Source organism: Mesorhizobium sp. WSM4884 (genome assembly GCF_029625675.1).
Classification (GTDB): Bacteria; Pseudomonadota; Alphaproteobacteria; order Rhizobiales; family Rhizobiaceae; genus Mesorhizobium.
On the sequence record NZ_JARTVO010000002.1, the window covers coordinates 1 to 25,117 of the forward strand.

19 protein-coding genes are annotated in these 25,117 nt (G+C 64.9%); 10 read left to right on the forward strand and 9 right to left on the reverse strand.

Features of this window, described 5'->3' with window-relative positions; translation table 11 throughout:
- The 5 genes from P9236_RS02705 to P9236_RS02725 all read left to right on the forward strand — a co-directional run.
- On the forward strand, window positions 1–286 hold a 286-nt coding region (locus P9236_RS02705; RefSeq protein WP_278073061.1), incomplete at its 5' end, for a hypothetical protein.
- Window positions 287–361: 75 nt separating this feature from the next.
- Window positions 362–514 carry a hypothetical protein gene (locus P9236_RS02710; protein WP_278073062.1) on the forward strand — a complete coding sequence of 51 codons (153 nt, stop codon included), beginning with the start codon at window positions 362–364 and terminating at the stop codon, window positions 512–514.
- A gap of 32 nt (window positions 515–546) precedes the next feature.
- Window positions 547–741, forward strand: coding sequence for a hypothetical protein (locus P9236_RS02715; protein ID WP_278073063.1), 195 nt, complete (start codon window positions 547–549; stop codon window positions 739–741).
- Between the two features lie 217 nt (window positions 742–958).
- On the forward strand, window positions 959–2,419 hold the full coding sequence (locus tag P9236_RS02720; protein ID WP_278073064.1) for an AMP nucleosidase: 1,461 nt from the start codon (window positions 959–961) through the stop codon (window positions 2,417–2,419).
- 117 nt (window positions 2,420–2,536) lie between these two features.
- Window positions 2,537–3,547: an endonuclease/exonuclease/phosphatase family protein gene (locus tag P9236_RS02725; RefSeq protein WP_278073525.1), complete on the forward strand. Its 1,011-nt coding sequence runs from the start codon at window positions 2,537–2,539 to the stop codon at window positions 3,545–3,547.
- 66 nt (window positions 3,548–3,613) lie between these two features.
- Here P9236_RS02725 and P9236_RS02730 read toward each other — a convergent pair whose 3' ends face one another.
- Window positions 3,614–4,204 carry a DUF922 domain-containing protein gene (locus P9236_RS02730; protein ID WP_278073065.1) on the reverse strand — a complete coding sequence of 197 codons (591 nt, stop codon included), beginning with the start codon at window positions 4,202–4,204 and terminating at the stop codon, window positions 3,614–3,616.
- Window positions 4,205–4,368: 164 nt separating this feature from the next.
- Window positions 4,369–6,048 (reverse strand): electron transfer flavoprotein-ubiquinone oxidoreductase, encoded by a 1,680-nt coding sequence (locus tag P9236_RS02735; protein WP_278073066.1) that lies wholly within the window; start codon window positions 6,046–6,048, stop codon window positions 4,369–4,371.
- A gap of 251 nt (window positions 6,049–6,299) precedes the next feature.
- Between P9236_RS02735 and P9236_RS02740 the strand changes: the two genes are divergently transcribed.
- The 3 genes from P9236_RS02740 (at window position 6,300) to P9236_RS02750 (ending at window position 8,949) form a co-directional block, all read left to right on the forward strand.
- Window positions 6,300–6,938, forward strand: coding sequence for a hypothetical protein (locus P9236_RS02740; protein ID WP_278073067.1), 639 nt, complete (start codon window positions 6,300–6,302; stop codon window positions 6,936–6,938).
- A 38-nt stretch (window positions 6,939–6,976) separates the two neighbouring features.
- Entirely contained in the window at window positions 6,977–7,900 is a 924-nt protein-coding gene (locus P9236_RS02745; protein ID WP_278073068.1) for a uracil-DNA glycosylase family protein, read from the forward strand.
- A gap of 242 nt (window positions 7,901–8,142) precedes the next feature.
- A complete protein-coding gene (locus tag P9236_RS02750; protein WP_278073069.1) occupies window positions 8,143–8,949 on the forward strand; it encodes a helix-turn-helix transcriptional regulator in 807 nt (268 codons plus the stop codon).
- A 76-nt stretch (window positions 8,950–9,025) separates the two neighbouring features.
- Here the strand turns inward: P9236_RS02750 and P9236_RS02755 are convergent, their stop codons facing one another.
- Window positions 9,026–9,973 (reverse strand): DMT family transporter, encoded by a 948-nt coding sequence (locus P9236_RS02755; protein WP_278073070.1) that lies wholly within the window; start codon window positions 9,971–9,973, stop codon window positions 9,026–9,028.
- A gap of 153 nt (window positions 9,974–10,126) precedes the next feature.
- Here P9236_RS02755 and pepN point away from each other — a divergent pair, with 153 nt between their 5' ends.
- Together pepN and P9236_RS02765 are read left to right on the forward strand one after the other, a co-directional pair.
- A complete protein-coding gene (gene pepN, locus P9236_RS02760; protein ID WP_278073071.1) occupies window positions 10,127–12,772 on the forward strand; it encodes an aminopeptidase N in 2,646 nt (881 codons plus the stop codon).
- Window positions 12,773–13,071: 299 nt separating this feature from the next.
- Window positions 13,072–15,393 carry a PAS domain-containing sensor histidine kinase gene (locus tag P9236_RS02765; RefSeq protein WP_278073072.1) on the forward strand — a complete coding sequence of 774 codons (2,322 nt, stop codon included), beginning with the start codon at window positions 13,072–13,074 and terminating at the stop codon, window positions 15,391–15,393.
- 6 nt (window positions 15,394–15,399) lie between these two features.
- Here the strand turns inward: P9236_RS02765 and P9236_RS02770 are convergent, their stop codons facing one another.
- From P9236_RS02770 to P9236_RS02795, 6 genes are all read right to left on the reverse strand, one after another.
- Complete coding sequence (locus P9236_RS02770; protein WP_278073073.1) at window positions 15,400–18,378, reverse strand: bifunctional [glutamine synthetase] adenylyltransferase/[glutamine synthetase]-adenylyl-L-tyrosine phosphorylase; 2,979 nt, start codon at window positions 18,376–18,378, stop codon at window positions 15,400–15,402.
- Complete coding sequence (locus P9236_RS02775) at window positions 18,378–19,847, reverse strand: HAMP domain-containing sensor histidine kinase (RefSeq protein WP_278073074.1); 1,470 nt, start codon at window positions 19,845–19,847, stop codon at window positions 18,378–18,380. The genes P9236_RS02770 and P9236_RS02775 overlap by 1 nt, the downstream gene beginning before the upstream one ends.
- A gap of 8 nt (window positions 19,848–19,855) precedes the next feature.
- Window positions 19,856–20,530: a response regulator transcription factor gene (locus P9236_RS02780; protein ID WP_278073075.1), complete on the reverse strand. Its 675-nt coding sequence runs from the start codon at window positions 20,528–20,530 to the stop codon at window positions 19,856–19,858.
- 311 nt (window positions 20,531–20,841) lie between these two features.
- Window positions 20,842–22,386: a Do family serine endopeptidase gene (locus tag P9236_RS02785; protein ID WP_278073076.1), complete on the reverse strand. Its 1,545-nt coding sequence runs from the start codon at window positions 22,384–22,386 to the stop codon at window positions 20,842–20,844.
- Window positions 22,387–22,663: 277 nt separating this feature from the next.
- Window positions 22,664–23,125 carry a cytochrome c-type biogenesis protein gene (locus tag P9236_RS02790; RefSeq protein ID WP_278073077.1) on the reverse strand — a complete coding sequence of 154 codons (462 nt, stop codon included), beginning with the start codon at window positions 23,123–23,125 and terminating at the stop codon, window positions 22,664–22,666.
- Complete coding sequence (locus tag P9236_RS02795; protein WP_278073078.1) at window positions 23,122–25,113, reverse strand: heme lyase CcmF/NrfE family subunit; 1,992 nt, start codon at window positions 25,111–25,113, stop codon at window positions 23,122–23,124. Before P9236_RS02795 ends, P9236_RS02790 begins: the two co-directional genes overlap by 4 nt.
- Between the last annotated feature and the right edge of the window lie 4 nt (window positions 25,114–25,117).

Here is a 25,117-nt window from a genome sequence, read left to right on the forward strand (position 1 = left end):
TCGCAGCCGCCGCCCAGAACATGAAAAAGATCGCTATCAGCCTCTGGCCGAAGCCCAAACCAGCCCTCGCATGAGGCTAAACGCCTCCTGTCAAAATCTCCTGACACGAACTTCTCAAACTCTTCAATCACATAAAACAAAACCCCGCCGAAAATCGACGGGGTTCGTCAGCAGTCTGACGGGGCCTGCCAGGCCCCGTTTCTTTTTGAGCGCCGTCTCCGCGCACGTCGCCGGGCAAGACAGCTCGCGCGCCTGGCCAGCCCAGGACGCCCATCAATCAATTTGAACGGTAGATGAATACCGGTCTCAGAACCGGTTCAGAGGCATGCGGGCATTCTCCTCGCCATTGAAGGAGAGACCAATGCTTGTCCGCCGCTTCACCATCGTCTGCCTACTGATGAGCCTGTTCGGCATGTCCTTCGCCATCCTTGTGGCCGAAGCCGGCCGTCCGGGCCGCTCATCGGGAATGGCCGACACCTGCCGACTGGACTGCGTGAACCATTTCGACCGCTGAGGCGACCAATACTCGAAACCGGAACGACCACCATGGACCGCATCGCCACCTCCACCCTCAAGGCTCTTCGGCTCCTGCCGCGGGCGATGCTCATCCTGGTGCTGCTTGCCGCTCCCGTGCTGGCGGTGCCGATGATGCGCGCCGACGCCGGTTCGGTCATCGAGGCGCCGACGCCGAAGAAGGCAGGCATCGGCTTCGTGCTGCTGATCAGCTTGCAGCGCGGGTAAGGCGCGGTGATCTTCAGGAGATGGCGGCCTGCGAACGCCCCGCCCCTGCGCTTCCGGTAGTCACATAGCCAAAGCCTGCAGCGCGGCTGACACGGTCGAAGAAAAATACGTCGCAGGGCAGACTTCGCGCCTGCCTCCCCCTCCCAAGCTCTCTTCCAAATCCCTATATTGGGCCATGGAAAAGCGAATCTACCCCCAAGCCATTGAATCGGTCGTGATGCCGGAGCCTTTCGGCAGGCAAAGTTTCGACGACGCCAAGAAGGCGGTCGCGGCACTGGAGGCGCTCTACGACCGCAACACCAAATTCCTGCGCGATTCCTTCGCCAAGCTCGCCGCCGGCGGCGACGAGAGCAAGCGCTACAGGGCCTTCTATCCGCAGATCGGCGTCACCACGACCTCGTTCTCCCAGATCGACTCGCGCCAGGCCTACGGCCATATGCCGACGCCCGGGCATTTTGCCACCACCATCACCCAGCCGAAGCTGTTCGAGAACTATCTCATCGAGCAGCTTCGGCTCATCATGCGCAATCACGGCGTCCAGGTGACGGTATCGGAATCGACCACGCCGATCCCGCTGCATTTCGCCTTCCTGGAAGGCACCTATGTCGATGGCACGGCTGCCGAGCGCATCAAGCGGCCGATCCGCGACCTGTTCGACGTGCCGGACCTCGACGGCACCGACGACCAGATCGCCAACGGCACCTTCGAGGTGGCGTTCGGCGAGCCAAGGCCGCTGGCGCCGTTCACCGCGCAGCGCATCGACTATTCGCTGCACCGCATGACGCATTACACGGCGACCAGCCCACAGCATTTCCAGAATTTCGTGCTGTTCACCAACTACCAGTTCTACATCGACGAGTTCGTCGCCCGCGCCCGAGACTTGATGGAGACGGGCGGTGGCGGCTACAGCGAGTTCGTCGAGCCGGGCAATGTGGTGACGAAAGCCGGGGATAACGCGCCAGGCGAAGGCACGCCGCCGCAGCGCCTGCCGCAAATGCCGGCCTATCACCTGAAGAAGCCGAGCCATGGCGGCATCACCATGGTCAATATCGGCGTCGGCCCCTCCAACGCCAAGACCATCACCGACCATATCGCGGTGCTTCGGCCGCATGCCTGGGTGATGCTCGGCCACTGCGCCGGCCTGCGCAACACGCAGGCGCTGGGCGACTATGTGCTGGCGCATGCCTATGTGCGCGAGGACCATGTGCTGGACGACGATCTGCCGGTCTGGGTGCCGATCCCGCCGCTGGCCGAAATCCAGGTGGCGCTGCAGGAAGCGGTGGCCGAAGTCACGGGACTTTCCGGCTACGATCTGAAGCGCATCATGCGCACCGGCACCGTCGCCACCATCGACAACCGTAACTGGGAACTGCGCGACCAGCGCGGACCGGTGCAGCGCCTGTCGCAGTCGCGCGCCATCGCGCTCGACATGGAATCGGCGACGATCGCGGCCAACGGCTTCCGCTTCCGCGTGCCTTACGGGACGCTGTTATGCGTCTCCGACAAGCCGCTGCATGGCGAGTTGAAGCTGCCAGGCATGGCGACGGAATTCTACAAGCGGCAGGTGGCGCAGCATCTCACCATCGGCATCAAGGCGATGGAGAAGCTGGCCGAAATGCCGATGGAGCGGCTGCATTCGCGCAAGCTGAGAAGCTTTTCCGAGACGGCCTTCCAGTAGCAGAGGCAATCCGTCACCTGCTCAGGCCGCAATTTGGCCGATAAGCAGGCCGAACAGATTGCAGGCGGCATTCGGCAGACCACGACTGATATGACGACAGGCGGCGCGCGCTCGAACATGACGGCTGGGGTGGCATTCCTGGCGATGATGGCACTCTCGGCCGCGCTGCTGGTCGGATTCCTCGGCGCGCTGCATCCCGCGTTCGATTCCTTCTCGCATTTCCGTATTCATCTGAGCATCTTGACGTTGCTGCTCGCTCTGCTGCTGCTCGCCAGCTCCTACCGGCTTCAGGCGGCAGCGGCGGTGCTCTTTGCCATTGCCAGCTTAGCCACGACAGCGAGCGCGCTGCCCAGGCTGTGGCCGCAGCAAGCGGTCGCCAAGCCCGCCGACCGGATTGTCTACACCCTGCTCCAGATGAATTTGCGCTTCGACAATCCGACGCCGAAAAAAGTATTGTCGCTGATCGGCCGTACCAAGCCGGATGTGATCACCCTCGACGAGGTGTCGGAAATGTGGGCGAGAGAGCTCGGCTATATCACCAGCGCCTATCCCTACCGCATCCTTTGCGCTTATCCGAACGGCGTATTCGGCGTCGCACTGCTGTCGCGGCGGCCCTTTGCCGCCGGCACTGCGCCGCACTGCGAACCGCGTGGCGCGATGGCGACCGCAACGATCGATTTCGGCGGCACCGGCGTCGACGTCGCCGCGATCCATCTGAGCTGGCCCTGGCCGCGCGAGCAGTATTGGCAGATCGGCGAGCTGGCGGAGCCGCTTGCCGCGCTCGGCGAAACCGCCATCATGGCCGGCGACTGCAACGCCGTGCCGTGGAGCGCGGCGGTGCGGCGCGTCGCCTCGCTCGGCGGATTGACCGTGATGCCTTCGGCCGGGCCAACCTGGATCCACGGGAAGCTGCCGGACTTCGTGCGACGCTTCGCCGGCCTGCCGATCGACCAGGTGTTCAGCAAGGGCGGAGTGACGATCCATTCGGCGACGCGGCTGGAGGATGACGGCTCGGACCACTTGCCGGTGCTGGTCGAGTTCTCACTGCGGCCCGACGACAGAGCGCCAGAGGACGAGCATGAATCGGCGCTGGCGGCAAACGCACAACTTGGCAAGACGGGCAGTTAGTCTAGTGTCGCATTCCTTCGCGCCCCCCCGCTGCCCTGCCAGCGTCAACTGTTTCGCAACGCGCCGCTAAGGCTTGATCAAAGCCGCGACCAGATGCTCGACATGACCGCCCTCGCGGTGCTCGCGGGCATCGAAGGCATTCTGCTTGGCCTCGTATTCGGCATAGGCGGCCTGGATGCGCTGGCGTGCCTCGCGGCGCGTCTTGTAGCAATAGGGATCGTCCGCGACCTTGAGGCCGGTGATCGACCGCTCGGTGACGCGCATCATTTCCCTGGCGATGCGGCCGTGGGTTTCCTCGTGGGCGCGCACACCGGCGAAAAACCGGGTCCATCGCTTCTTCAGCGCCGGCGTCGCCGAGGCGACGCGCGGAAAGGTGTAGAAGAGATTGAGCGTGCCGTTTGCCTGCTTGAGCCGGCACGAGCCCTTGTCCGGGATGACGCCCAGCTCCCAGTCGGCGGTGTAGGCGGTCTGGGCGATGGCATGCGTCATGAAGCCGTGCTTGGGGCCTTTGCTGTCCATGGCCTCGATGAGCGCCGCGCCGGAATTGCCGGCAATGTCGTAGGTGCGCGTCTGGACCAGCACCCTGGTGCCGGCCGAAGCCTGCGGCGCCGACAGCGCGCCGAGGGCGACAAGGCATGTCAGAACCGCCAGCCGCATGGTCGTTCTCCCTATCTTCAGGAAAAGGAAACACAAGCAGGCGGTGGTTTCAACAGCCTTGAGGTTGCGATGCCGCAACCTATTCGCAGGCAGGCGCCGCCGGCGGCGGCGCCACCGAAGAGGTATGGGTCAGGGGCAGCGAAAAGCCGTTGGCAATTGCCCTTCTACATACCCTGATAGACGGGCCCCTCTCCGCCTTGTGGCGGCACCCAGTTGATGTTCTGGTTCGGGTCCTTGATATCGCAGGTCTTGCAGTGGACGCAGTTCTGCGCGTTGATGACGAAGCGCACGTCCTTGGCGGACGGATCAGCGGCGGCGTTGCCGTCCTTGTCCACCCATTCATAGACGCCGGCCGGGCAGTAGCGGGTCGAAGGACCGGCGAAGACGTCGTGCTCGGAGCGCTGCTGCAGCGCCGCGTCGCCGACGATCAAGTGCACCGGTTCGTTTTCCTCGTGATTGGTGTTGGACAAAAACACCGAGGAGAGCCGGTCGAAGGTCAAGACGCCATCCGGCTTGGGATAAGCGATCTTCTGATGCTTGGAGGCGGGTTCGAGCGTGGCGTAGTCGGCCTTCCCGTGCTTCAGCGTGCCGAAAGGCGAGAAGCCGAAGAGCGTGTTCAGCCACATGTCGAGACCGCCGATGCCGACGCCGACGATGGTGCCGAAGCGTGACCACAACGGCTTGACGTTGCGAACCTTCTTCAGGTCCTTGCCGATGTCGCTGCCACGCCAAGCCGCTTCGTAGGAGGTCAACTCGTCATTGGCACGGCCGGCGCCGATCGCCTCGGCAACATACTCGGCCGCGAGCATGCCGGACAGCACCGCATTGTGCGAACCCTTGATGCGCGGCACGTTGACGAAGCCGGCCGCGCAGCCCATCAGCACGCCGCCGGGGAACGAGAGCTTCGGCACAGACTGCCAGCCGCCTTCGGTGATGGCGCGGGCGCCATAGCCGATCCGCTTGGCGCCTTCGAACGTGCCTTTGATCGCCGGATGCGTCTTGAAGCGCTGGAATTCCTCGAAGGGTGAGAGCCAGGGATTCTTGTAGTTCAGGTGGACGACGAAGCCGACCGCCACCTGGTTGTCTTCGAGATGGTAGAGGAAAGAGCCGCCGCCGGTCTTCATGTCGAGCGGCCAGCCGAACGAATGCTGCACCAGCCCCGCCTTGTGGTTCTCCGGCTTGACCTGCCAGAGTTCCTTGAGGCCGATGCCGTATTTGCCGGGTTCGCGGCCTTCGGAAAGTTTGTATTTGGCGATCAGCTGCTTGGCTAAAGAGCCGCGCGCGCCCTCGCCGATTAGCACATATTTGCCCATCAGCGCCATGCCGGCGGCGTAGGTAGGGCCGTGCGTGCCGTCCTTCTCGACGCCCATGTCGCCGGTGATGACGCCGGTGACGGCGCCGGTCTCGTTATAGACGAGGCTGGCCGCGGCGAAACCCGGATAGATCTCGACGCCGAGCGCCTCGGCCTTGGTCGCCAGCCAGCGGCAGACATTACCGAGCGAGACGATGTAGTTGCCGTGATTGTTCATCAGCGGCGGCATCAGGAAATTGGGCAGGCGGAACGAGCCGGCGGGACCGAGCACCAGGAAATGATCGTCGGTCACCGGCGTCTTGAACGGGTGCCCTTCCTCCTCGCGCCACCCAGGCAAAAGGCGGTCGATGCCGATCGGATCGACGACGGCGCCGGACAAAATGTGGGCGCCGACCTCGCCGCCTTTTTCCAGCACGACGACGGAAAGATCGGGATTGAGCTGCTTCAAACGGATAGCCGCGGCAAGGCCGGCCGGACCGGCGCCGACGATCACCACGTCGAATTCCATGCTTTCGCGTTCGATATCGCTCATCGACCCCTCACTGGCTTGCCATATTCTTGCATTTTTGCTGGCTCACGCGCTGCATAGCGCATCAATTCGCGACGCGAAACCGCTGCTATCGTGACAACGCCGATTTCGACAAAAAGTCGCGGTTTTCCATACGAAACAGCCTCGAATAAGCCATGGCGAAGCATAGGCCAGGGCCATTCAGTTGGAAGGCCAAGCCCGTCCGGCACGTTTTTAATTGTTTGGCGGCTTGCTTATCGGCAATACTTGACCCCATGCGCACTCCCAAGCCATCCGGCTTTCCATTGAAGCGCTTACTCTTCACGCCCGGCGTGCTCTGCCGCGCGGTTCTTTCGCTCCTCTTCCTAATCGCTCCGGCGCAAGCCGATCCGCAGAAAGTCTGGGCAACCGGCGCCTACTCCTTTTCCGACGAGCTCGGCGGCTTCCGCATCACCGGCGTCTCGGGTATCGGCACCAAGGAGGACCCGCTGATCGTCACCGAGGAACTGAATTCGGCGACACCGGTGACGCTGACCATCCGCGCGACCAGGCCGATCGAAGCCTTCGGCAAGGCCGGAGACGTCGCCAATGGCATCATGTACATGCGCATCGACGTGCTCAACAACAGCGCGCTCCCCTGGGTCGAGTTCCAGTTCGAGCTGCAGGAAATCCTCGACCAGCCAAGCGTGTTCGGCGACGGTCTCTCCTTCGACCAGCGCAACAAGACGCCCGACAATATCTGGTCGAGCAACTTCGCCGATTGCGACCGCCAGTTCGAACCCTATGACCGGCTCTTGTTCAAGAACGGCAAGGTCGATCCGCTGAAGACGGCGACCTTCGATTTCCTGATCACCGACTACACGCCGCGCTGGACGTTTTTCCTGGTGCAGGATCCGCGCATTCCGACGGGGTGAAGGTTGCAAATCGTCGCCTCGCGGACAATGGTGGCGCCATGACTGCCGCTTCCCCCAACAAGCCGATCGATATTGCCGAGCTGCTGGCCTTCTATGCCAGCGCCGGCGTCGACGAGGCGCTCGAAGACGCGCCCGTCAACCGGTTCGCCGAGGCCCGGCCCAAGCAGGCCGAGCGCGCGCCGGCGCCGGTCGCGCCCATCCGTGAAAAAAGGCCTCAAGAAAGAGGGGCTGCCGAGCCAAGTCTCGACGCAGGCAGGGCGTCGGCGCGACCGGCGCCTTCGCCCGGACTGGATGCGAGCGGGATACCGGACGCGCCGGCTCGCCCGATGCCCGCCACCGCCGCGGTGCCCGACGAGGCGCAGGCTTTGCTCGCGCGGCAACTCGCGGCGAGCGCCTCGACGCTGGATGAGCTGCGCCAGCACATGGCTGCCTTCGACGGCTGCAACCTCAAATTCACCGCCAAGAACCTGGTCTTCGCCGACGGTAATCCGAATGCCGACCTGATGCTGGTCGGCGAAGCGCCGGGCCGCGACGAGGACCTTGAAGGTCTGCCCTTCGTCGGTCGCTCGGGCCGGCTGCTCGATCGGATGCTGGCGGCGATCGGCCTCGACCGGACATCGGCCTATATCGCCAACGTCATCCCGTGGCGGCCGCCAGGCAACCGCACGCCGACGCCGCACGAAACGGAGATCTGCCGCCCATTCATCGAAAGGCAGATCGAGCTGGTCAATCCAAAAGTGCTGATCAATCTCGGCGGGCCTTCCGCCAAGACGCTGCTCAATACCACGGAGGGGATTCTCAGGCTGCGCGGTAACTGGCGCGTCCATACGACTGCGTCGGGCGTCGCCATTCCGGCGATGCCGACGCTGCATCCGGCCTATCTGCTTCGAACGCCGGCGCACAAGAAGCTAGCATGGCGGGATTTTCTGGAGGTGAAGGCGAAGCTGAGGGCGTTGGGGTAAAGCTCCCCTTCTCCCCTTAGGGGAGAAGGTGGATTGTCGCGAAGCGACAAGACGGATGAGGGGTGTTCCAGCTTGGCGATGGCTTTCGTCACCAAGGTATTGGTACCAAATATCCGCCGCCTCACTCCGTCCAGCACGCCTCATCCGTCGCCTTCGGCGAAACCTTCTCCCATAAGGGGAGAAGGGGAGCCATAACCTCCCAGGTAATTGAAACGCATCTCTCTCCGCCCTAGACATCCCCCATGACCACATCCGAAACCTCAGCCGGCAGCCTCATTCGCGAATGGCGCACGCGCCGGCGCATGAGCCAGCTCGACCTCGCTATGGAAGCCGATATCTCGCAGCGGCATCTTTCCTTCGTCGAGAGCGGCCGCGCCCAGCCTTCGCGCGAGATGGTGCTGCATCTGGCCAAGCAGCTTGCGATCCCGCTGCGCCAACGCAACCAGCTTTTGCTGGCGGCCGGCTTCGCGCCGAGCTTCAGCGAAAGGCCACTAACCGATGCGACGCTGGCACCGGCGATGGCCGCGGTCGAGACGGTGCTTCGAGGCCACGAACCCTTCCCGGCGCTGGCTGTCGATCGGCACTGGAACCTTGTTTCCGCCAACGCGGCGATCGGCCCGTTCCTGGCCGATATTTCCGAGCCGTCGCTGCTCAAACCGCCGGTCAATGTGCTGAGGCTCAGCCTGCATCCGGGCGGCGTGGCGCCGCGCATCGTCAATCTTGCCGAATGGCGGGCGCATCTGCTCGAGCGCCTCAAGCATCAGAACGACGCCACCGGCGATCCGGTGCTGATCGAGCTGGAGCAGGAGTTGCGCGCCTATCCGTCGGGGCTGAAGAGCAGCAGACCGGCGCCGGTCGAGCCGAGCGGCATCGTGCATCCGCTCAGGCTCGCGCATGGCGATCAGGTGCTCTCTTTCATCAGCACGATCACCGTGTTCGGCACGCCGCTCGACGTCACGCTGTCGGAACTGGCGATCGAATCCTTCTTCCCGGCCGACGAGCAGACGCGGATGACGCTGGTGCGGCTGGCGAAAGAGCGGGCGACGTAGGCGTCTCAGTTGGACGCTGCTTTCAGACGTTCGGCAGGACGGAACTCGGCCTTTGCGGCGTTCTTTTTTAAACAGATCACCCCTGCGGCGGCGCAGCCCTCCGGGTGCGCGTGCGCTCGAGCCCGAGTTGCCGTTCGCGCCAGATGATGAAGATGCCGGCGGCCACCACGATCACGCCGCCAATCAACGTGTTGAGCGACGTCACATCGCCGAAGACGAAATAGCCGACCGCGACGCCGAGGATCATCGAGGTGTATTCGAAGGGCGCCACGACAGAGGCCTCGGCGTGGCGGTAGGCGGCCGTCATCAGGATCTGGCCGAGCCCGCCGCAGAAGCCGCCTATGACAAGGAGCGCGGCTTGCATCGGCGTCAGCGCCTGCCAGCCGAAAGGCAGAGTGAACAGCGCCAGCACGCTCGCGGTCGAGGAGAACCACAGCACGATGGTCGCCGTCTTTTCGGTCTGCACGAGGTTGCGCACCAGAAGCATCGCCACAGCCGAGATCGCCGCGGCGATCAGCGCCGCCATGACGCCCAGCACTTCCTGGTCGTCGAGCGCCTCGTCGGAATTCAAGAGCGTCAGCTCCGGCCAGGAGATGATAAGCACGCCGACGAGACCGACGATAACCGCGCTCCAGCGATAGACACGGATCGTCTCGCCGAGGAAGACCGAGGAGAACACCACCACCAGCAGCGGCTGGGCATAGTTCAGCGTGATCGCCTCCGGCAGCGGCAGCCTGGTCAGCGCGAAGAAGCCAAGGCCCATGGCGCCGACGCCGACGACGCCGCGCGCGATGTGGTTGAACGGCCGCTTCGTGGCGAAGGCTGTGGCCAGCTGCCCCTTGAACGCCAGGAAGCCGACGATCGGGAAGATGGCGAAGAAGGAGCGGAAGAAGACGATCTGCCCGGCGGGCACCTCGCCGGCCGCCTTGATACAGGTCTGCATGCCGACGAACACCGCCACTGAGACGATCTTCAGCGCAATGCCGCGCAGCGTGTCGTGGCCGACGGCGTGATCGACGGTCATCTTGCCTCGTGACGATGGTCGGAAACGAAGCCCAGAAATAGACCCCTCCGCAGTTTTGTCGAGTGACTGTTTCGTGTAAAGAGCGCGGACTTCAAAATTCTTAGGCCAGCAACAGACGCTGTCCGCCCGGAAATCGACAGGAAAACCAACGGAATGCGCACCGATACCGGCCATGTCTTCAAGCTCGAAGACTACCGCCCCAGCGATTATCTCATTCCGCGGACCAGTCTCGATTTTAGCCTGTCACCGGATGCGACCCGCGTCACCGCCGTGCTGACCATCGAGCGGCGCGAAGGCGTGGCCGCTTCCGCGCCGCTGGTGCTCGACGGCGACGGGCTGACGCTGATCAGCGTTGCCGTCGACGGGCACGCGCTCGCGCCGGCACAGTACCAGGCGACGCCTGACCTGTTGACCATTCCGACGCCGCCGGCGGCGCGGCGCTTCGAGCTTCGCCTCGAGACCGAGATCGCGCCGTCCAGAAACGAGGCCCTGATGGGCCTCTATCGCTCCAACAACGTCTATTGCACGCAATGCGAGGCAGAGGGCTTCCGCCGCATCACCTATTTCCTCGACCGGCCCGACATTCTCTCCGTCTACACCGTGCGGATGGAGGCGCCACACAACGAGGCGCCGCTTTTGCTTTCCAACGGCAACCCTGTCGAAAGCGGCACGCTCGCAGACGGCAAGCACTTCGCCGTCTGGCACGACCCCTTCCCGAAACCCTCCTATCTCTTCGCGCTGGTGGCGGGCGCACTCGGCAAGGTGGCGGGCAGCTTCACCACCATGTCCGGCCGCGAGGTCGAGCTCGGCATCTATGTCGAGCCCGGCAAGGAGCGGCTTGCCGGCTACGCGATGGACGCGCTGAAGCGCTCGATGAAATGGGACGAGGAAGCATTCGGCCGCGAATACGATCTCGACGTGTTCAACATCGTCGCCGTGTCCGACTTCAACATGGGCGCGATGGAGAACAAGGGGCTCAACATCTTCAACGACAAATATGTGCTCGCCGACGAGGAAACCGCCACCGACGCCGACTTCGCCAATATCGAGGCGATCATCGCGCATGAATATTTCCACAATTGGACTGGCAACAGAATCACTTGCCGCGACTGGTTCCAGCTCTGCCTGAAGGAAGGGCTGACCGTTTACCGCGACCACGAATTCTCCGCCGACCAGCGTTCGCGCGCGGTGAAGCGCATCGCCGAGGTGCGCACGCTGCGCGCGCACCAGTTCCCCGAGGACCAGGGGCCGCTGGCGCATCCGGTGAGGCCGCGCCGCTACCGCGAGATCAACAACTTCTATACAGCAACCGTCTACGAGAAAGGCTCGGAAGTGGTGCGCATGATCCGCACCATTCTCGGTGCCGAACTCTTCCGCGCCGGCATGGACCTCTATTTCGAGCGGCATGACGGAGAGGCTGCAACCATCGAGGATTTCCTCAAAGTCTTCGAGGACGTTTCGGGCCGCGACCTCGCGCAGTTCGCGCTCTGGTACCACCAGGCCGGCACGCCGAACCTGACGGTGAGTTCCTCCTACAATGCGACGGCCAAGGTGTTCACGCTGGAGATCGAACAATCGGTGCCGCCGACGCCGTCGGAAAGCCGCAAGCGGCTGATGCATATTCCGCTGGCCTTCGGCCTGGTCGACGCGAGCGGCAAACCTGTCACTTGGGCGGCCGTCGACGGCGCCAGCGTGGAAAATGGCGTCATCCATGTTCGCAAGCGGCGGCACACGGTGCGCTTCTCGGGCGTTTCGGAGCGGCCTTCGGTCTCGCTCAACCGCGGCTTCTCGGCGCCGATCACGCTCTCGGTGCAGCAGAAGGCCGACGACCTGTTCTTCCTCGCCAGCCATGACAGCGACTCTTTCTCGCGTTGGCAGGCGTTCAATACGCTGCTCACCGACGCGCTGATCGCGGCCTTCCGCCAGGTGCTTGGCGGCAAGGAGCCGGTCTTCGCGGAAAGGCTGGCCGAGCTTGCCGGCAGAATCGCCGGCGACGAGGCGCTGGAGCCGGCCTACCGGGCGCTGGCGCTGGCGCTGCCCGGCGAGGCCGACATCGCCCGCGACATCGGCAAGGGCATCGACCCCGACGCCATCTTCGCCGCCCGCGACGCGCTGGCGCGGGCAATCGCCGCCGCAAACCGCGACACCTTCTCGGCGCTCTACGACAGCCTCGCCGACAGGGGTCCGTTCACGCCCGACGCCGCGAGCGCCGGGCGGCGGGCGCTGCGCAACATCCTGCTCGACTATCTGTCGCTGCTGCGCGAGGGCACGGCACTTGCTGCCGCGCATTTCGGCGCGGCAACGAACATGACCGACCGCGCCGCGGCGCTCACCGTGCTGGCGCACCGCCATGCCGGCTCTCCCGAAGCGGACGAGGCGCTGGCAAGCTTCGAAGCAAGATATCGCGGCGACGCGCTGGTGCTCGACAAATGGTTCCAGATCCAGGCCGGTGTGCCCGGAGCGCACACCGTCGACAAGGTGCGTGCCCTAATGCAGCACCCCGCCTTCTCGATCGCAAACCCGAACCGGGTGCGCGCGCTGATCGGCACTTTTTCCAGCGCCAACCAGACCGGCTTCCATCGCGCCGACGGCCAGGGCTACCGCTTCTTTGCCGATACCGTGCTGGAGGTCGAGAAGCGCAATCCGCAAGTTGCGGCAAGACTGGCGACGGCGCTGCGGTCCTGGCGCTCGCTGGAGCCGATCCGACAGGACAAGGCGAGGCAGGCGCTGCTGCAGATGGCGAACGCCGAGGGCCTGTCGGCCGATCTGCGCGACATCGTGGAGCGCACGCTGGCGTGACGCCCTCTCCTTCTCCACTTGTGGCAGAAGGTGGATCGGCGCGCAGTACCGAGACGGTCGAGGGGCGTTGGAAAGAATGAGACGTCGGTGTTCCCTGGAGCACCCCTCATCCGGCCGAGCTTCGCTCGGCCACCTTCTCCCACAAGGGGAGAAGGAAAAAGCGACGAATTTCAATCAACTTTTAATCTTTTTTGGCCGCGCCTCTGGACAAGGCGAATCACCTTTGATTCTTTACTGACGATTCGGGCGTGCGGCGTAGCCGGGTCGTCAAGTATGCGGCAAATCGGGGAGTGCCATTTATGGCCAAGACGGACGCGTGGGGCGCGCCCGGAGGGAAGGCTTTTGCGCGTCGCGAAGCAAGGGGCGACGGGCTTGCCGGCAATGCACGGCTGATCGCCGAACCCGCCTATCAGCGGCTGCTGGCGGCGGAGCCGCTGCTGCGCCGCTCGATCCCGGCGCTGATCATCATCTTCCTGCTCGTCATCGCAGCCCTCCGCTTCCTGTCGCTGATGAACGAGCGCGACGAGGTCGAGCGCGACGCCAAGGCGGTGCTGGCTCTGGCCGCCGGCCAGATGGCGCAGGCAATCACGGCGGATCCGAATGCCGCCGGCGCCAATGCCATGGATCTTCTGGAAAACACCAGCCGCCAGGGCGCCATGGGCCGCAGCCATGTGCTGGCCATCACCGACGGCGCCTTCAAGATCATCGCCGTATCGCCGTTGTCGACCGGCTGGCAGGGACGCTCGCTGGACAGCCTCGTGCTCGGCGGCCAGCCGCTGTTCATGTTCGGCGACCGCGCCGGCGTGATGGATGTCAGTATCGGCGGCAAGGACTGGTTCGCCGCCGTCAGCCTCTCGGGCGACCGCAAGAATGCCGCGGCGGTGCTCGTGCCCAAGGAGGCGGTATTCGACGGTTGGCGCAAGACGGTGTCGCTCAACGTCACGCTGTTCGTGCTGACGGCCGGCGTGCTGATCGTCATCCTCTATGCCTATTTCGGCCAGGCGGCGCGCGCCCAGGCAGCCGACCGCATCTATCTCGAGGCGCATCAGCGCATCGACATGGCGCTGGTGCGCGGCCGCTGCGGCCTGTGGGACTGGGACATGGTGCGCGGCAAGATGTACTGGTCGCGCTCGATGTACGACATGCTGGGCTACGAGCCCTGCGATACGATGCTGTCGTTCGGCGAGGTCGACGAAATCATCCATCCCGACGACGGCGATCTCTTCGAGCTCGCCAACCGCATCGTCGAGCGCGAGATCGACCATATCGACCAGGTGTTCCGCATGCGCCATGCCGATGGGCAGTGGGTGTGGATGCGCGCCCGTGCCCAGGTGATCGATCCGGAGGCGCCTGAGATCCAGCTGATCGGCATCGCCGTCGACGTCACCGAGCAACGGCATCTGGCGCTGCGCTCGGAAGCGGCGGACATGCGGCTCAGGACCGCGATCGAAAACATCAACGAGTCCTTCGTGCTGTGGGACGCCGCCGAGCGGCTGATCATGTGCAACTCCAAATTCCAGAAGGACAACGGGCTCTCGGACCGCGACGTGGTGCCGGGCGCGACCCGCGACATGCTGGAGGAGCGCATGTTGGCCTTCGCCTCGGAGCGGAGGCTGGCCAACGCCAATGGGCCGCATGGCGGCATCACCATTGAAAGGCAACTGGCGGATGGCCGCTGGCTTCAAGTCAACGAGCTCAGGACCAGGGACGGCGGCATCGTCTCGGTCGGCTCCGACATCACCCAGATCAAGCTGCATCAGGAAAAGCTGGTCGACAGCGAACGGCGCCTGATGGCGACCATCCACGACCTCAGCCTCGCCCGCCGCGCCGAGGAGGAACGCGCCAAGGAACTGGTCGAGCTCAACCGCAAATACATGAAGGAGACGGAGCGCGCCGAGGCGGCCAACCGGGCGAAATCCGAATTCCTCGCCAACATGTCGCATGAGTTGCGCACGCCGCTCAACGCCATCATCGGCTTTTCCGAACTGATGGAACAGCGACTGTTCGGGCCGCTCGGCTCCGAGCGCTACGAGGAATATGCCAGCGACATCAACGGCAGCGGTAAATATCTGCTCGGCGTCATCAACGACATACTCGACATGTCGAAGATCGAGGCCGGCCAGTTCTCGCTCGACCGCGAGGAGATCGACCTTTGCCCGCTGATCAAGGAGACGGTGCGCGTCATCTCGCTGCAGGCGGCGGAAAAGTCGATCACGGTGGAGACTCGCATCGCCGACTCCATGCGGCTCTACGCCGACCGCCGCGCGATCAAGCAGATCGCCATCAACCTGCTGTCCAATGCGGTGAAATTCACCGGACAGGGCGGCAAGATCACGGTCAGGGCGCGTAGCGCGTCCGGCGCGCTGGTTCTCACCATCGAGGACAACGGCTGCGGCATCCCGAAACAGGCGCTGAGCAAGCTCGGCCGGCCGTTCGAGCAGGTGCAGAACCAGTTCTCCAAGAACCATACTGGCTCGGGCCTCGGCCTCGCCATCTCGCGCTCGCTGGCCGAATTGCAGGGCGGCGCGCTGAAGATCCGCTCCACCGAAGGCGTCGGCACCATCGTGTCGGTGCGCATCCCGCTGAAGAAGGCGCCCACCGCGGTAAAGGCTGCGGCCTGATTTCGCTCAAGCTCGCGAAATCGGCGCTCCCGCGCGAAGCAGAAGGTCGAAATCCTTGCGGACCTTGCACGACGTCTCCTTCAGATGTGCTTCGAGCACCCCGAAATCCGGCAGGTCGGTGGCCGCCAGAAGCAGATCCGAAAGCCCGGGCGGCACGTCGTCGCGCTGAAACTCTCCGGTGAGGCAGAGCCTGATCATCTGGGTCAGGGCCAGATAGAGCCGCCAGGCCTCGCAGAGCTCCTGCCGGACATCGGACGCCGCGAAACCGGGGGCCAGCCTCGCCAGCACTTCCGACGTCGCCGTCGCCCGCCGGCCGGGTTCGATCGCGCCGGTGATGACGGCGACCTGGGCGATGAATTCGAGATCGATGAGGCCGCCTGGGATCAGCTTGATGTCCCAGAGATCGCGCGGCGGCTTCTCCTTCTCGATCAGCGCCCGCATCTCCGAAGCTTCCGCCTTCACCTTGGCGCCGTCGCGCGGCTGGGCGAGCACCGCCGCGACATCCTCCTCGACCTCGGCGCAGAGCTCGGCATCGCCGCCGATGGCGCGGGCCCTTGCCAGAGCCATATGTTCCCAGGTCCAGGCGTCCTGGCGCTGATATTTCTTGAAGGCGTCGACATGCGTGGCGACCGGCCCCTTGTTGCCGGAGGGACGCAGGCGAAGGTCGAGCTCGTAAAGCACGCCTTCGGCCGTCGGCGCCGAGACGGCGGCGATCAGCCGCTGGGTCATGCGGGTGTAGTAATGCGATGGCGCCAGCGGCTTCTCGCCGTCGGATTCCTCCGCATCGGCATCATGATCGTAGAGCAGGATGAGATCGACATCCGAGCCGGCGGTGAGCTCGCGGCTGCCGAGTTTGCCCATGCCGAGCAGCGCCACCCTGGCCCCGGCGATCCTGCCGTGGCGCAGCGCGAACTCTGCGATCACGGCATGAAGCGCAGCCTCGATGGTGAGATCGGCGAGATCGGAGAAGGCGCGGCCCGCCCGAGCGGGATCGATGGAGCCCGCAAGCAGGCGCACGCCGATCAGGAATTTTTGCTCGGAGGCGAAGATGCGCAGGCGGTCGAGCACATCCTCATAGGCGCGGTCGCCCTCGATGAAAGCCGCAAGACGCGCCGAGAGATAGGCACGGTCCGGCAGTTCGGTGAGCAGCGCAGGATCGAGCAGGCCGTCGAAGACATGCGGCCGCCGCGTGATGATGGCGGCGAGCCGCGGCGCGCCGCCCATGATCGTCGCCATCAGCTTGAGCAGCGCCGGATTGGACTGCAGCAACGAGAAGAGCTGGATACCAGCCGGCAGCCCGGCGAGAAACTCGTCGAAGCGGATCAGCGCCTCGTCGGCGCGGCGCGTCTGGCCGAAGGCCTTGAGCAGCGCCGGCGTCAGCTCGGTCAGCCGCTCGCGCGCTTCCGCCGATTGGGTGACGCGGTAGCGGCCGAAATGCCAGCCGCGAATGACGCGACAGATGTCGCTCGGGCGCTGGAAGCCGAGGCCATGCAAGGTCCGCAGCGTGTCGGGGTCGTCGACATCGCCGGTGAAGACAAGGTTGCCGACGCCCGCCGACAGTTCGGGCGCCGTCTCGAATAGCGCCGCATAGTGGCGCTCGACCTGCTGCAGCGAGGCGCGAAAGGCCTTGGCAAACTCCGCCTCGCCGGCAAAGCCCAGCATCAGCGCTATGCGTTCCAATTCCTCGTCATCGTCAGGCAGGACATGCGTCTGCTCGTCGGCCACCATCTGGATGGCGTGCTCGACACGGCGCAGGAACCAGTATTGTCGCGTAAGGGCATCGCGCGCATCGGCGGTGATCCAGCCGCGCGCGGCGAGCGCACCCAGCATCGGTACCGTCTCGCGGCCGCGCAATTCCGGAAAGCGGCCACCGGCAATCAGCTGCTGCGTCTGGACGAAAAACTCGATTTCGCGGATGCCGCCACGGCCGAGCTTGACGTTGTGGCCCTTCACCGCGATCTCGCCATGTCCCTTGTGGGCATGGATCTGGCGTTTGATCGAATGGACGTCGGCGATCGCGGCGTAGTCCATGTATTTGCGCCAGACATAGGGCTGCAATTCCTTGAGGAAGGCCGAGCCCGCGGCAAGGTCGCCCGCCACCGGCCGCGCCTTGATCATGGCGGCGCGCTCCCAGTTCTGGCCGCGCGCCTCGTAGTAGCGCAGCGCCGCCTCGACCGGGATCGCCAGCGGCGTCGACCCGGGATCCGGCCGGAGCCTCAGATCGGTGCGGAAGACGTAGCCGTGCTCGGTGCGGTCCTGCAGGACGCGCACGAGCCGGCGGGTGAGGCGCGAGAACAGCTCCGTCGCGTCAAGCGGATCGATGACGGCAGGCGCTTCCGGATCGAAGAAGACGACGAGATCGATGTCGGAGGAGAAGTTCAACTCATGCGCGCCGAGCTTGCCCATGCCGAGCAGGACCCAGCCCGAGCCGCGCGCGGGGTGTTTCGGATCAGGCAGCTTGAGCTTGCCCTGCCCATGCGCGTCGAGCAGTAGGAAATCGACGGCGGCGCGTGTTGCGGCATCGGCAAGGTCGCTGAGGCGACGCACGGTCAGCGCCGTCTCGGCTTCGCCGGAAAGATCTGCCAGCGCGATCAGGAAATGCGCCTCGGCCTTGAACTGCCTGAGCGCCATCATCAGGCTCGATTCCGAAACATTCTCGACCCGCGCCGCGCGATCGATCGCCTCGCCGATGTCGCTGAGCCGCGCTTCGATCGTCTGATCGAACAGCGTGTCGAGAACGGCCGGCCGGCGGCGCGCCGTGTCGCGCAGGAACGGCGACAAGTCGAAGATCGCGGCGAGCAAATCCTGCTGCGGCCCCTTGTCCGCCAGGAACGCGGCGAGACGCGCAAGGCCATCTTCCTCGGCGGCATCGGCGATCTCGGACAATTCCCGCCGGGCGTGGTCGCCATCCAGCGGGCGAAGCGCCAGCGTCGGTCGGAGTTGCCATTCCGTTTCGATCTTCTTCTTTGCCATCCTCGCCGCCATCAACGCGTCTCCCGCGCCGGGAAACTCATGACCACGGACAATCCGGGATTGGCGGGCAAAAGATCAAGCCTGCCGTTGTGGAAAGTCATGATCGCCTTGGCGAGGCTGAGGCCCAGCCCCGAGCCCGGCTGCGAGCGGCTTTTCTCCAATCGCACGAAACGCTCGGTGACCCTCGCGCGGTCGGCATCGTCGGGAATGCCATGGCCGTTGTCGGAAACGGCGAGCTTGATCTCACCGCCGGCGCGTTCCAGCGTGACGCGCACTTTCGGATTCTCGGTGGCGCCGGTCGAGTATTTGATCGCGTTGTCGACGATGTTGGACAGCGCCTGGCCGACTAGCTCGCGGTTGCCGTTGATCGTGAAGGCCTCCGCCACCGTGGTTTCCAGCGCAACGCCCGCCTCCTCCGCCACCGGCTCGTAGAGCTCGACGACGTCGCTCACCGTGGCGGCGAGGTCGACCGGGCTGGTCGTCTCCGAGGAATAGCCGGCCTCCAGCCGCGAGATCATCAGGATGGCGTTGAACGTCTTGATGAGCTGGTCGGACTCCGCGATCGTGCCCTCCAGCGCCTGGCGGTAGTCGGTCGTCTTGTGCTTGCCGGCAAGTGTGGCCTCGGCGCGGTTGCGCAGCCTGGTCAGCGGCGTCTTCAGGTCATGGGCGATGTTGTCGGAGACCTGCTTCAGCCCCTCGTTCAGCATCGCTATGCGGGCAAGCATCGTGTTGAGGTTTTCCGACAGGCGGTCGAATTCGTCGCCCGCGCCGGTCACCGGCAGCCGTCCGCTGAGGTCGCCCCCCATGATGCGGCGGCTTGCATCGGAGACGCTGTCGATACGCTTCAGCGCCGCGCGCCCGACGAAGAACCAGATCAAGAGCCCGCCAAGCCCCATCATGCCCAGCGCCAGCATCAGCGAACGTTTGATGACGGCGCGGAAGCGCTCGGGCTCGCCGAGGTCGCGGCCGACCAGCATGATCATCTGATTGGGCAACCTCAGCACCAGCGCGATGGCGTTGTGGCCCTTCTCCCCCTCGGATTGCGCGCCGCTCGTACCGGTCGAAGGCGCGGTCTGGTCTCCGCTGCGCAACCGGTCGAGCTCGCCCTCGCCGAAGCGCTGGTAGGAAAAGGGCTCGGTGGTCCAGCCCTCGGTCTCGATGACCCCAGGCTCCAGACTCTGCACGTTGCCGGTCAGGATCTGGCCGTTGGCGTCGGCGATCAGATAGAGGTTGGCGCCGGGCTGGCGGGAGCGGGCCTCGACCACGCGCACCAGCACCGGCAGCCCACCGCGCTGATAGGCGTTGGCAAGACCGAGCACCTCGTCGTTGATGGTCTCCTGGGTCTGCGCGGTCAGCATGCGCGCCGATAGCGACGTCATGTAAAGGACCAGCAGCACGGCGCAGAGCGCGAAAAGCAGAAGATAAAGCGCCGAGAGCCGGGCCGCCGTCGTCCTCATGATGGCCGGCAGGGAAAGAGCCATGATCGGCTTTACCCGCCTTTCAGCATGTAGCCGGCGCCGCGGATCGTGTGCAGGATCGGCTTGTCGAAGCCTTTTTCGATCTTGCCGCGCAGGCGCGAGACGTGAACGTCGATGACGTTGGTCTGCGGATCGAAATGATAGTCCCAGACATTCTCGAGCAGCATGGTGCGCGTCACCACCTGGCCGGCATGGCGCATCAGATATTCGAGCAGGCGGAACTCGCGCGGCTGCAGCGTGATCTCGCGCCCGGCGCGCTTGACCGAATGCGACAGGCGGTCGAGCTCGAGATCACCCACGCGGTAGACGGTCTCCGTTTCGCGCGCACTGGCGCGACGGTTCAGCACCTCGACGCGGGCGAGCAGTTCGGAAAAGGCATAGGGCTTGGTCAGGTAGTCGTCACCGCCGGCGCGCAGGCCGGTGACGCGGTCGTCGACCTCGCCCAGCGCCGACAGAATCAGCACCGGCGTGGTGTTGCCGCGCGAGCGGAGCGCCGCGATCACCGACAGGCCGTCGCGGCGCGGCATCAAGCGGTCGACCACCATCACGTCATAGTCGCCGGCATCGGCAAGCGCGAAGCCGGTCTCGCCGTCGCCGGCGACATGGGCAGTGTGACCAGCTTCGGCGAAGGCCTTCTTGAGGTAGTCCGCCGCCTCGCGATCGTCTTCCATGACGAGAATCTTCATGGAGCCGTTATACGCGATTTCAGAGGAAGATTGAGGGGCAGCCATGACTTAGCGCCTTTGCGTTCGCCAGCCGCATGTCGTGAAACCCAGACCGACACCCACTTTGCGGGCGGCATGCTTGGTAAAGCGGCAGCGGGTGATGGGAACCCGCTGCCGCCAGGAGCGAAACACGGTGACTGACTGACGTGCTCGGCCCCATGTTTTCCCGGCGGCGGCTCGGGGGTGTTGAAACCGCCGCAAGGGAAAGTCGTTCGACTTCAAACGGCGCATGATCCTTCCGAAAACCCGTGCGGTTTTCGGGTCATGCGCTATCAGCCCTTGCCGACCGGCAGCGCGACGAAGCGGTTCGCATCGTCGCGGGTGATCTGCATCAGCACGGCCTTGCGGCCCGACTTGGCGGCGTCCGTCATCGCCTTGGAAACGTCGTCGGTGGTGTTCACCTCATTCGAATTGATCGAGGTGATGACGTCGCCGGGCTGGATGCCGCGGTCGGCCGCATCGCTGTCCGGGTCGACATCGGTGACCACCAGACCCTTGCCGTTCTCCGACTTGGTGACGGTGAGGCCGAGATCGGCCAGCGTGTCGGCCTTGGCGGGGGCCGCCTGCTTGTTGCTGTCTTCGTTTGACGCCTGCTTGTCGCTCGAAGGCAACGTGCCCAGATCGACCTTGACCGTCTCGTTCCTGCCGTTGCGCCAGACGGTGACGTCGACCGACTTGCCCGGCGCATAGGCGCCGATCACGCGGGCGAGTTCCTTCGGCGAGGCGACATCCTTGCCGTCCACCTGGGTGATGACGTCGCCTGCGGCGATGCCGGCCTTCTTGCCGGGACCGGCATCCTGGGCGCTCGAAACCAGCGCGCCCTTTTCCGACTTCAGGCCGAGCGACTCTGCGATGTCGGAGGTGACCGGCTGGATCTCGACGCCGAGCCAGCCGCGCTGGACGGAGCCGTTCTTCATCAGGTCTTCGACCACCTGCTTGGCGGTCGAGGCGGGAATGTCGAAGGCGATGCCGACGCTACCGCCCGACGGCGAGAAGATGGCGGTGTTGATACCGATCACCTGGCCGTTGAGATTGAAGGTCGGACCACCCGAATTGCCGCGGTTGACCGAGGCGTCGATCTGGATGAAGTCGTCATACGGGCCGGCGCCGATGTCGCGGCCGCGGGCCGAGACGATGCCTGCCGTGACGGTGCCGCCGAGGCCGAACGGATTGCCGACGGCCACCACCCAGTCGCCGATGCGGATCTTGGAGTCGTCGGCGAAGTCGACATAGGTGAACTTGCCGCCGCCATCGACCTTCAGCACGGCGAGGTCGGTGCGCGGATCGGTGCCGATCAGCTTGGCGTCGAGTTCCTTGCCGTCATTGGTGACGACGGTGAAGTCCGAGCCTTCCGAAACGACGTGGTTGTTGGTGACGAGATAGCCGTCCTCGGAAATGAAAAAGCCCGAGCCTTGGGCGACCGGGCGCGGCTCGCCATTGCCGTGGTTGCGGTGGTTGAAGCGGCGCATGCCGAACTGGCCGCCCTGGTCGCCGAAGCCGCGGAATTCCTTGAAGAAGCGGCGCAGCTGCGGATTGTCGGGCAGATTGTCGAAGCCGTCCTGATCGTCTGAGCCGTCATCGGCCGTCGGCTGGACCTTGGCCTTGACCTTGACGCTGACGACCGCCGGCGAAACGTGCTCGACCACGTCGGCGAAGCTCGGGACCTGCGGAGCCTCGACGCGCACCGCGTCAGCCAGCACGGGGGCGGTGCCGGTTGCCAGCATGGCCGCGCCGGCCGTGCCGACGACGGCCAGGGAAGCGACGGCCGCCATCAGGCGCTTGCGGGTGCGGGAATATGAATTGGGGGCAATATTCATGGATTTCGTTTCCTCTTTCGAAGGGATGCGCTCAGGCGAAGCATCCTCGGGCAAGAGGATTAGAGCGGCGCACATTACGGCGCCATTTCCGGTGCATGAAAATTTTGTAATGTTGGGGATCGGCGACGACGTGTGGGATCACGAGGTTCAAAATGACCACGGGCCATACCGACCGAGTTCGAGTCTCGGGCGATTGGGAGACTAAGATGATCGAAGGCATCAAGCGCGGGATAGCCGATGCAAAGGCAGGCCAACCTCGAGGTCCGCAATTCGTGCGCTAATCGCTGAGCATCTTGTCCAGCGCCGCCTTCTCGTCCGCCGAGAGCGCTGCTGATACCGGGCGGCGCGAACGCGCGCTAAACACGATGAAGATGCCGCCGGCCAGAAGCAGAAGCGCCGGGGTGCCCCATAAAAGCGCGTTGCGCAGGCTGAAGCGCGGCTTCAACAGCACGAACTCGCCATAGCGCGAGACGATATAGTCCATCACCTGCTGGTCGGTGTCGCCGGCGACGAGGCGCTGGCGCACGAGGATGCGCAGGTCACGCGCCAGATCGGCGTCGGATTCGTCGATCGACTGGTTCTGACAGACCATGCAGCGCAGGCCTTCGGAGAGCGCGCGGGCACGGGCCTCCAGCGCTGGATCGGGCAGCACCTCGTCGGGCTTCACCGCCTGCGCCGTGCCGGCGAAGAGCAGCGCCAGCAGGAGGATCAGCGCGGCGGCCGAAAACTTCGCCTTCATGTCGGGCTCGCCGGTACCGTGGCGGCAGCCGGCTTGCGGCGCCTGGCGGGCGCGCCGACGCGCAGGCGACGGTCGAGCAGCGACATGGCGGCGCCAGCCATCATCACCAGCCCGCCGCCCCAGATCAGCGTCACCAACGGCTTCCACCACAGGCGCACGACGACGGAGCCGTCATTGCCTTCATCGCCGAGCGACAGATAAAGTTGGCTCAAGCCCAGCGTCCTGATGCCGGACTCGGTCGTCACCGTCTGCCGCACCGGATAGAAGCGCTTGGCCGAGGTGATCTGGCCATCGGCGTTGCCGTCGGCGCCAATCAGCAGGAAACGGCCGCGATCCTCGGTGAAGTTCGGGCCTTTCTGCGGGAACAGCCCTTCGAAACGCAGCGTGTGGCCGGAAAGCTCCACCGTCTCGCCGGCGCGCATGGTGAGGATCCTCTCGGTGCCGAAGCAAAGCGTGGAGACGATGCCGAGCAGGGTGAGCCCGAGGCCAAGATGGGCAAGCGCGGTGCCGAAAACCGAGCGCGGCAGGCCGGCGAAGCGCCTCAGCATGACGGCCGGCGCCACCGAGCCGACCCCCGACTTGACGGCAAGGTCGGTGAGCGCGCCGGCGACAAGCCAGACGGCGAGCCCGACGCCAAGCGCGGCGAAGACCGAGGCGCCGTCGATGAACAGGCCGGTGATCAGCATCGCCGCGAGCGCCACGGCAAAGGCCGCGATCAGGCGCTGCGAAGCGGCAAGCACGTCGCCGCGCTTCCAGGCAAGCAGCGGCCCGAAGGGCACGATGGCGAGCAGCGGCAGCATCAGCGGGCCGAAGGTCAGGTCGAAGAAGGGCGCGCCGACCGAGATCTTGCCGCCGGTGATGGCTTCGAGCGCCAGCGGATAGAGCGTGCCGACGAGCACCGTCGCGGTCGCCGTGGTGAGGAACAGATTGTTGAGGACCAGCGCGCCTTCGCGCGAGATCGGGTGGAACAGACCGCCGGCCGTCAGCGTGGAAGCGCGCAGCGCGAACAGTGCCAGCGAGCCGCCGATGAACAGCGTCAGAATGCAGAGGATGAAGACGCCGCGCGCCGGATCGGAAGCAAAGGCATGCACCGAGGTGAGCACGCCGGAGCGGACCAGGAAGGTGCCGAGCAGCGACAGCGAGAAGGTGAGGATGGCAAGCAGCAGCGTCCAGATCTTCAGCGCCGAGCGCTTTTCCATGACGATCGCGGAGTGGAGCAGCGCCGTGCCGGCAAGCCAGGGCATGAAGGATGCGTTCTCGACCGGGTCCCAGAACCAGAAGCCGCCCCAGCCAAGCTCGTAATAGGCCCAATAGGAGCCCATGGCGATGCCGCCGGTAAGGAACATCCAGGCGACCAGCGTCCATGGCCGCACCCAGCGCGCCCAGGAGGCGTCGATGCGGCCTTCGATAAGCGCGGCGACCGAGAAGGAGAAGCAAATCGAGAAGCCGACATAGCCGAGATAGAGCAACGGCGGATGGACGGCGAGCCCGAGATCCTGCAGGACGGGGTTGAGGTCGCGGCCCTCGATCGGCGCCGGGTTCAGGCGGATGAAGGGGTTGGATGTCGCCAGGATGAACAGGAAGAAGGCGGCGCCGATCATGCCTTGCACGGCAAGCACATTGGCCTTTAGCGTCGCCGGCAGGTTGTTGCCGAAGACGGCGACGAGCGCGCCGAAAAAGGTCAGGATCAGCACCCAAAGCAGCATCGAGCCTTCGTGGTTCCCCCAGGTGCCGGTGATCTTGTAGATCATTGGCTGCAATGAGTGCGAGTTTTCCCAGACGCTCGCCACCGAGAAGTCGGAGCCGGCATAGGCGGTGGCCAGCGCCGCGAAAGAGAGCGCGGTAAGCGCAAAGCCGGTCACCGCGACCGGACCGCCGACCGCCATCAGCCGCTGATTGCCGGCGCGAGCGCCGACCAGCGGCACCAGCATCTGAACCAACGACAGCGCGAAGGCGAGGACGAGGGCGAAATGTCCGGTCTCAACCAAGTCT